The 9025-nt window shown below is 35.7% G+C and carries 12 protein-coding genes; 4 read left to right on the forward strand and 8 right to left on the reverse strand.

What is annotated here, in order from left to right:
- The 3 genes from WAX86_RS20240 (at position 1) to trbB (ending at position 1992) form a co-directional block, all read left to right on the forward strand.
- Positions 1-504, forward strand: coding sequence for a hypothetical protein (locus WAX86_RS20240; protein ID WP_341489820.1), 504 nt, complete (start codon positions 1-3; stop codon positions 502-504).
- A 10-nt stretch (positions 505-514) separates the two neighbouring features.
- The gene (locus WAX86_RS20245) at positions 515-943 is read left to right on the forward strand and encodes a hypothetical protein (protein WP_341489821.1); all 429 of its coding nucleotides are present in this window, start codon (positions 515-517) and stop codon (positions 941-943) included.
- Between the two features lie 104 nt (positions 944-1047).
- A complete protein-coding gene (trbB, locus tag WAX86_RS20250; RefSeq protein WP_341489822.1) occupies positions 1048-1992 on the forward strand; it encodes a P-type conjugative transfer ATPase TrbB in 945 nt (314 codons plus the stop codon).
- Positions 1993-2060: 68 nt separating this feature from the next.
- Here trbB and WAX86_RS20255 read toward each other — a convergent pair whose 3' ends face one another.
- From WAX86_RS20255 to WAX86_RS20270, 4 genes are all read right to left on the reverse strand, one after another.
- A complete protein-coding gene (locus WAX86_RS20255) occupies positions 2061-2519 on the reverse strand; it encodes a hypothetical protein (protein ID WP_341489823.1) in 459 nt (152 codons plus the stop codon).
- Positions 2520-3422: 903 nt separating this feature from the next.
- Positions 3423-3740 (reverse strand): hypothetical protein, encoded by a 318-nt coding sequence (locus WAX86_RS20260; protein WP_341489824.1) that lies wholly within the window; start codon positions 3738-3740, stop codon positions 3423-3425.
- Positions 3741-3793: 53 nt separating this feature from the next.
- Positions 3794-4240, reverse strand: a complete 447-nt coding sequence (radC, locus tag WAX86_RS20265; protein ID WP_239974582.1) for a DNA repair protein RadC — start codon at positions 4238-4240, stop codon at positions 3794-3796.
- Positions 4241-4321: 81 nt separating this feature from the next.
- A complete protein-coding gene (locus WAX86_RS20270; protein WP_341489825.1) occupies positions 4322-4603 on the reverse strand; it encodes a hypothetical protein in 282 nt (93 codons plus the stop codon).
- 715 nt (positions 4604-5318) lie between these two features.
- On the opposite strand from WAX86_RS20270, the gene WAX86_RS20275 reads away from it, so the two are divergent.
- The gene (locus WAX86_RS20275) at positions 5319-5702 is read left to right on the forward strand and encodes an H-NS family nucleoid-associated regulatory protein (protein WP_341489826.1); all 384 of its coding nucleotides are present in this window, start codon (positions 5319-5321) and stop codon (positions 5700-5702) included.
- Between the two features lie 115 nt (positions 5703-5817).
- Here WAX86_RS20275 and WAX86_RS20280 read toward each other — a convergent pair whose 3' ends face one another.
- The 4 genes from WAX86_RS20280 to WAX86_RS20295 all read right to left on the reverse strand — a co-directional run bounded on the left by WAX86_RS20280 (position 5818) and on the right by WAX86_RS20295 (position 8588).
- Positions 5818-6762 (reverse strand): hypothetical protein, encoded by a 945-nt coding sequence (locus WAX86_RS20280; protein ID WP_341489827.1) that lies wholly within the window; start codon positions 6760-6762, stop codon positions 5818-5820.
- Positions 6763-6887: 125 nt separating this feature from the next.
- The gene (locus tag WAX86_RS20285; RefSeq protein ID WP_341489828.1) at positions 6888-7238 is read right to left on the reverse strand and encodes a hypothetical protein; all 351 of its coding nucleotides are present in this window, start codon (positions 7236-7238) and stop codon (positions 6888-6890) included.
- Positions 7222-7782 (reverse strand): ParA family protein, encoded by a 561-nt coding sequence (locus WAX86_RS20290; protein ID WP_341489829.1) that lies wholly within the window; start codon positions 7780-7782, stop codon positions 7222-7224. The genes WAX86_RS20285 and WAX86_RS20290 overlap by 17 nt, the downstream gene beginning before the upstream one ends.
- 164 nt (positions 7783-7946) lie before the next feature.
- Positions 7947-8588, reverse strand: coding sequence for a cysteine peptidase family C39 domain-containing protein (locus WAX86_RS20295; protein ID WP_341489830.1), 642 nt, complete (start codon positions 8586-8588; stop codon positions 7947-7949).
- Positions 8589-9025 lie beyond the last annotated feature (437 nt).

Consider the following 9025-nt stretch of genomic DNA (forward strand, 5'->3'; position numbering starts at 1 on the left):
ATGATTGAGAAAGATGAACTTTCAATTGATGATTTAGATTATGCAAAAATAATTACAGATATTCTTGCCGCAAAATATGGCGTTATTGCATGTGAAGAACCTATTCTTCACACAGCTATTGCGAACACGGCTGCATTAAACTTTATCACATCAGAACTTAGAAAATATTTCTCTAAGCAACAATATAAAATCAGTGAGCAATATAATGATATAAATACTAATGTAGAAAATACATTAATGTATTTTGAGAAAAACATATCATCAATAATTAAAAAGAATACATCAGAAGTACACGGTGAATTGATAAGCCAGTATTCAAAAATCACAAGAAAACAAATTGCTCAAGTTCAAAATATTATTGATAACGATCTTGCAAATGCTATTGATAAGTGCATTGCAGATAGAGTTAATTCTGCGAAAGGAAATAAAGACATTAATCTTTATTTAAATGTAGGAACTTTCGTAGTTTCAATATTATGCCTAATCACCTTAATCTTGAGTTAGGAAATAAATCATGAGTGATGATTATTCAGCATTAGGAGCAAGTGGTTTTACTTTTACTCGAACAGAGTTGTATAACACTGCAAGTAAAATCATTAAACATTCTCGAAATCATTTTGAAGAGTCGAAAATTAGGGCTAATTTGTGGGCTTATAGAGAGCAAGGATACGAACATATTTCTTGTGAATTATTATCAGATGATAATACAAAAAAATGTCTCTCTATAACGATTTGTGCAGGAGGAGAAACTGACTTTGACCATTGGGATGAATTGACTGTAGTTGATATGACGGAGGCATTACATTTAATTGGCATTTTACTCACAGCCCTTAATGCAAGTATTTCATGTGGTAAAGTTAATAATGAAATTAATGAATCGATATTATCTAAACCATTAACCAATGATGAAACAAATGGAAAAATAAATCTAAACCCTATTTGATTTTTTTGTTCGCTTATACACATACCCACAAGGTCGCTGCGATAGTTTTAATGTCTTCGCTCCCATGTGGATATGTGCATAAGCTTCTTTTAGGTTAGCAATATATGTCTGATGCAAAACAACGCTCTATAAAATCATTAAATTCTCATTTAGAACGAACAGGAATTTTAGCCCTATTAAATGATGAATCAGTTATCGAAATTATGCTTAATAGTGATGGTTGGCTATGGGTTGAAGCTTTTGGCAAACCTATGTACAAACAATGCAAAATATCTCCCGATGATGCGAATATTATTATACGTTCTATAGCTCATTTTCACGGAGAATTAGTTGATAAAGAGTGTCCTATTTTAGAATGCGAACTTCCTGTAGATGGTAGTCGCTTCGAGGGTATCGTCCCTCCCCTCACAGCTCAAACCTCTTTCACTATTCGAAAAAAAGCAACCAAGGTATTTACGTTAGACGATTATTTCGAGAATGACACTATGACCGAGAAGCAATATAACGTCATACAAGATGCTGTCGCTACTCGTCAAAATATCCTGATCGTAGGTGGTACGGGGTCAGGAAAAACAACGCTGACCAATGCTGTTATTGATTCGATGGTAAAACACAATGAAGATGATCGTATTATTATCATTGAAGATACAAATGAAATTCAGTGTGCAGCAGATAACAGCGTTATTATGCGAACCTCTGAAAAGGCCAGTGTCACGATGGGAAAACTATTAAGAGTTACACTTCGTTACCGCCCCGACCGTATATTGGTAGGAGAAGTTCGAGGGGGAGAAGCTTTAGACTTGTTAAAAGCGTGGAATACGGGACATCCGGGCGGAGTCGCTACAATACACGCAAATTCAGCCCTATTAGGGCTTGAACGACTTGAGCAATGTATCGAAGAAGTATCAACAAACGTTAACCGAAAAGTCATAGCTCAAACAATAAACTTAGTAATCTTTATAAAGAAAACACAACAAGGACGAACAATAGAAGAACTCGCTTATGTTCACGGCCATGATGGAACACACTATGACATAGAATACATTTAAGTTAACATATAGACCAACCCAAAAGAGGTTGATAGCAATATGAGAGAATTGTTATCAACCTCTTTTTTTTACAGCTTAATACCTGTAAAAAAAATAAGGTCAATATAATAACTCTGACGGATTTGGGCGGTTTTAATTCGATGGGTTAAGTCAACGATATTTTGCTCTCTATGCATCAAATTAGGGTTAGATTCATTGTGTGATAACTGCTCTTTTAGTCGCTTTAAATATTGGTTATTGAGCTTCATTAATTCACCGTATTGTTCATAGCTCTGAGAGTGAGTCAATCTGATTTGGCTATAGACCACTTTTAAACAAGCCGCAAAATAAATACATCTATCTCCACCAAATCGCATAGCTTTGATAGCAGCCAATTTCCAAGCTTGCTTACAAATTTTTCGTTTAAATTCGCGATTCAAGCTTTTGTTATTTTCATTTTTGAGGGAGCCTTGGGTACTTAGGGCAACGCCCTGAGTCGCTTCTGGCTGCTTAGTGATTGTTGAGTGGTCATCTACTGAATAAGTCATGGTCGTGAGTCCTTTTGGTTTAAGTTTTCATCTTCGTTACCGCCTGACGACTCAAGGACTCAGCATCGTTCTTACCAGCAAGGGCGCGTAGCGTTTATATACCCTTGCCGGTAAGGTTGTGTTGAGTCATTGTCTAAGGAAGAAAGCGGTTCAAGGTGAAAACGCCCAAATAGGATGAACAATGGCTTGTGAGGTTGAGGAATACGATTACAAGCACTTTGCAGCTAGAAGTGAAAGCCGTTGCTTTGTGAGGACGCAGGACGAATGCTTTTTATGAGCATTGACCAGGATACATTTGCCTCGCTTGCGAGATCTGCAAATTGTACCTGGTCCATTGCGAATGCTGTTCATAGCCCTGACCTTACCTCTGGCGAAGACAACTTGTTGGCTGAAGTTTCACTAGCGATACAAACATGGAACATGTGACGGGGAGCGTGTGAAATAGGGCATGGTTGCCCCGTAGGGGTGCTTCAATAGTTCTTTATGAACTTGCGCACACTACCAACCGATTATTTAAACAAGCTACATAGAACAACAAATAAAATAATAATAACAGCACCGCCATTTTTTGTTCTCGAAATAGCAAAAATTAGAAATGATATAACCGTTATAGCTTTAAAAAAAGCTTCTAACGCCTTAAAAAAATAATATCGAACTTTTCTCCAGTTAATATTTTTAATATTATTCAGTATACCAACCATAAACCCCACCTATCTAACACTTATCAACCAACCATTAAAAATATAATCCACGGAATAGCAATTAGTATTGTTTGACTTAATTTTAAATTCTTATATTCTGATTCATTAAGGTTTTCTTTCATTCTAATCTCTCAATATTTTAAGAATAATCATAATATCAATAATTGTTTATAAGTTACATACTAAAACATAGTAATAGGACTCATTTTTTACTGTTCGCAATATCAGTTTCGATGCAATCTAATTTAGAAGCTATAACCATCAAACGCCAATAACCATTATGTATATTCCTATGCTCTTTCTTACCCTCTTTTACTTCCCACTTCCTTACTGTATTACATCCATTTATGCTTACCTTTAGTCCCAAGAAACAACCTAAATCTCTTTGTGACCAACCTAAATAAGATCTTAACCATTTAACATCAGAAGATATTGGACTTTCAAAATCTTCATGAGAAAGCGGTAGAAGACTTTTTTTGTTGATACTATTGCTATTATATATTTTTATTATTTCAGTCATATCGACACCTTTTAGAAGCTAACAGCTCATTCATTTGAATGAGCTGTTTTTGTTTAAATCCAGCCTTTTTCTGCAAATGATATTACATCACCATGCCCTACAATAATATGATCTAACACTCTCATATCAATAAAGTTTAAAGCATCTTGTATGCGAACAGTAATCCTTCTATCAGCTTGACTAGGCTCTGCAATTCCCGATGGGTGGTTGTGACTCAAAATAACACTTTTAGCATTTAAGTTTAATGCCATTTTCAATATTTCACGAGGATAAATACTAGCTGAATCAATTGTACCATAGAAAATATTTTCATCTTTAATTAATCGATTCTGGTTATCTAAGAATAGCACACAAAAAACCTCTCTTTCTTCATGAGCTAATTTATTTTCACAAAATCTTTTTACTAAAGTCGGATTATTAAAAGCATCAATATTTTTAATTTTTGACTGAATTATTTTCTCTGCGTGCTTTAAAACTTCTTTTTCTTCAATAGTAAACATAATTAATAATCTCTTCGGTCAAAGAATTTATTCTGACCTTGTTGATATAAGTAGGGCTGTAATAGCCCTACTCCCCTCAAATTACCAAATTCTTATAAATTCGATAGTTAAACTAAAATTTGATTCTGTACGTTTTAAATAAAAATCTTTAAAATTATTTTCTAAATCTGACTCTGTAACTACATATTTAAAATTAATCATCCGAACACCTTTTTCCTTTAGTTCAACAGGCGAAATATCACTTCCTTTCTTGACGTTAAAAATAATTTCATTTTTGGAGGAGCCTTGGGTACTTAGGGCAACGCCCTGAGTCGCTTCTGGCTGCTTAGTGATTGTTGAGTGGTCATCTACTGAATAAGTCATGGTCGTGAGTCCTTTTGGTTTAAGTTTTCATCTTCGTTACCGCCTGACGACTCAAGGACTCAGCATCGTTCTTACCAGCAAGGGCGCGTAGCGTTTATATACCCTTGCCGGCAAGGTTGTGTTGAGTCATTGTCTAAGGAAGAAAGCGGTTCAAGGTGAAAACGCCCAAATAGGATGAACAATGGCTTGTGAGGTTGAGGAATACGATTACAAGCACTTTGCAGCTAGAAGTGAAAGCCGTTGCTTTGTGAGGACGCAGGACGAATGCTTTTTATGAGCATTGACCAGGATACATTTGCCTCGCCTGCGAGATCTGCAAATTGTACCTGGTCCATTGCGAATGCTGTTGCGTTGGGTGACATGCTCACAGGAACCCAATAACCCTTAGCAACTTGTTGCTTTAGGGGTATGGGTTATCGTGGGAGGAGCGCAGCGACGGAATGAACCGAGCGATAGCGAGAACGCCCCCTTTAATAAATGAGTCCCTATCCAAAGATTGAATATGACCAACAAGTTAACCTTAACAAAGAAAATCTTTTTAAGAGGTTTACCTAGCCAATCGAGTAATGACATGAAACTCCGAAATCAAGCCTCGATCCCGTGATAGAACTATTGTTGCGGGATTTTTTTATCCGAGAATGAACGAATTTTCTAATAGTTGTAATGTGTTATTATTGCCCACCTAATTACAACAACCCTTTTTTGGAACAGATATATGTCTGATGTATTTTCAATACTTTTAAATCTACGCTCATTACGAGCACAATCACGTGAACTAACTTTAGAACAACTACAAGAAGGTCTGGAGAAACTAACTCAAGTAACCAATGAACGAGTGCAAGAAGAAGAACAACTTCGAGCAGAAAATAAAGAAAAAGAAGAAAAGCTGGCTATGTACCGCGAAATGTTGATTGCTGATGGTATTGATCCAGAAGAGTTATTGAAAAAGCTTGAAGGTAAATCGGCCACCAAGAAGCGTCCGAGTCGTCCAGCTAAATATCGTTACACAGATGAAAATGGTGAAGAGAAGACTTGGACAGGCCAAGGCCGCACACCGAAGTTCCTACAAGATAAAAACCTAGACGATTACTTGATCTAACTGTTAAGTGAGTACAGAAAAGTAAATATACAATTCTGTACTCTTTTTTCTAATTACACTTATTTGAAAACACTAATATATATACATAAAAATGCTTACAGTTTAGTGTGTACACTTAGGCGTACGTATAACCATTTCTAAACGGCTTCAAAAACCCAACTTCACATAGTTCACTCAATACATCATTCATCAATTCACGACCTACACCGCTAAATTTACTAAGAATCCCTCTTTGGTTTGGTCTGACGGATTTAGTTAATACTGCATTCTTAATATCTAAATACAGTTGAGCTTGCGACTTCGTAGGTTCATCGTTTGTTGCGTTTGAGCGTTGAGTGAATGCGTTTGAGCGTTGAGCGTTATCAGCATCATTATCGGTGATATTTATTGCTATTGTTTCAAGTTCAGGTTGAGTGCGCTTGACTGTGTGCGACTGCGTTTGAGTGCGTTGCTGACATAATGCATTTGAAACACAAACAAATAGCCATGACAAAAGCTCAAGCGCAGCAGCCGTTACATACGAAATGATCATGCCATATTGAGAGACAACAGATTCGCCAGAACTTAATTGTGATTGTTGAGCAGACAATTGATCAACATGGGAAAGAAGAGGGGGAATATGAGATAGGGTGATTTGAGATTTGGTAATTTGCTTTGCGGCTTGTTGACGTTGAGCAAGTTGACGCAACTCGGTAATTTGAACACGATAATCTTTAATCTGAGTTTCGATGCGTTGATAACTAACTGAATTTTGTTTGTTAGCCTTAACTCCGCTTTCTAATGCAGCAACTGATGCTGAGAATGAAACTACGCTTAAAGTAATGCTAAGAACTAGCGCAAACATAGAAGCAAGGCGCATTTTTTGCGACCAAAGGAAAAGAACAAAGAGGGGAGTCGCGCATTTAGCTAAGTCAAGCAATAGACCAAGCGATGCCATTAGTCTAGGAGACCCAATATCTTCTCCGATGGAAAACATGAATTTTGTTGTTAAAGTAGCCGAAAGGCATGCAGTAGCAACTGATAGCACTAGGCAAATCAGTTTAATCATTGTATTGTTCATAAGTGGTTTAATTCCTAGTAAGACTGAATCACACCAGCCTCAAGTTTTCTTTCCACGGAGCACTTGAGGCTTTTTAATAACAGGATAGTGTATACATTATTTTGAAAACACCTAATTGCATACAGTTAAATGTTTTCATATTCCTGATTAATAGAGTTCGATAAAAAGGCTTTTAATTCAATACCGTTAGAATCAAGAATACGCTTTAGCTTTGCATAATCAGATGGTGATAATCTGCTTGATAATAAGATCGTTGTGCGAGAATTATCTGACTCCAATAACTCAAGTAAAGGTTCAGCGTTAAAATTGGTATCGATCAATTTTTTATAATCTTGCGGAGTTTTAGCTGATAATACTTTTTGCGCTAACTCGTCTTTAGTCTTGTATTCACTAATTTGGCTGTCTAACTCTTGCTGAGATAATAAGCCTTGATCTAACTCTGAATTTGTTTTGGCGTTATTAGTCGGTAGACCCATTGATTACAACCTCATTAAGAAAACGTGACACTTCATTGATAACTTTTGAATCAGGCTCTTTAGCATACGCCTTACGATGAACAAAAACTGATTTAGCAACTTTGACAGTGGAAGCTAAACGCTGTTTAAAGTCTTTAGCATCTTTATCATTTTCGCGGTAGCAACGATTAGCAACAAAAATAGCCTTATCAAGAAGATCGAACTCTTTAAGGCGATCTCTCATTTTCAGAGCCTCTTTATAATCATCATCAGTTGGCATAAATGGAATAATGAAAAGGGCATCTTCATTTTTCATGCCTTTCATAATATCGATATTTGTTTTAGTGTGCGCCCCTTGAGTATCGACAATAATATAATCAGCTTCATCATCAGGGGAAAAAACAGAACCGTTAACTTCAACAAACTGAGCGTAATGCTGTTGAGGATCATAATCATGGCCACTTACTTTATGACCAGTTCGATAAAGCTCTCTAGCAATCTGCTTACAAAGAACTGATTTACCAGATCCTCCCTTAGATGCCATTAATATTAGGTATTTAGCCATAGCAACTCCTTGACTACAAAAAAATATAAACACTAAACTGTATACACTTAATTATATACGAAATAATGCATACTAACAACTGTTTACACTTCTGTGTGTCAAATACAAAAAAGCGGAAACGAAATTATGAGTATAATTTCGCATCCGCTTCGTAGCAGAATCGTTTACTTGTCAGATCCTTCAGGCACTTTGTTATAAGCCTCACAATGAGTACATAATTCAGCTTCAATAACTCTTTCACCTAGATCATTAATAATACGACTTAATGACATATCAATGATGCTACCGCAAAACTGGCATGGGCAATTTGCTCTTGGGAATTTATTAAAAATAGGAACAATGACTGTATTATGACCTTGTTCATCACCTTTATTTCTGATCATAAGTTCCTCAAGAACATTGATAGCGAATGAAGTTCTAGACTTATCATCAGGATCATTGACTGATACAACATCGTTAATATACCCATTAACGACAGAGTAATGGCCACCATCCAGCTCTTTTGAGTATTTATGGTTAATAATAGGAGCCAAATCATTATTCAAACAAAAATCTAGTAATTTTGACAGTTTATTAGGTCTAATTTGAACAGTAGTACATTTGAAGAAGCTATCGGATAAATAAGATTGAAGCCTAGAAGTTCGTGTATATTGACGACCAGTTTCAGGAGATACCATAGCAACTCCAAGCCATATTTGGTCAATTGGTATGACTTTATTTTTATAGTATTGAATCAACATTGATGCACAGGCTGCTCCACAAAAAGGTGAGCCTGATGGTTGAGATACATATGGAATATTAAGCATGTTTCTTTCACTATATAAACAATCGGAACTTGTATATTTACACAGTAAAATTTCACATATAGGCCAAAACTAAATAATTGAGTATTTCGTTCCAAAACAATTAATTAATAGATAAAACAAATTAATAGAATTAAGCTATTAATAAAACAAAAACATCAATAATAATTATACATCTAGGGAAAACATGATCTTTTAAGGCTTAGAGGCTCTTTTTTGCCTGAAAATAGATTGGTCGATTTTGATAACAACTTATTTACAAAAAATGTGGACGGTTTTGAAGAGGAAAAGTTGATCTTTTGAGGGTTAGGGTGGGTAATATTAATTGAACAGCGTTTCGAAGTGCGCAAAAGATAGAATATGTTAAATACTACCGTTTTTAGCGAAAAGTCATGCTAGGTCTTAAATCGTTTCTATAGAGATTATTTAATAGGTATTTT

The sequence above is a fragment of the Photobacterium damselae subsp. damselae genome, assembly GCF_038086725.1.
GTDB classification, from domain to species: Bacteria; Pseudomonadota; Gammaproteobacteria; order Enterobacterales; family Vibrionaceae; genus Photobacterium; species Photobacterium damselae.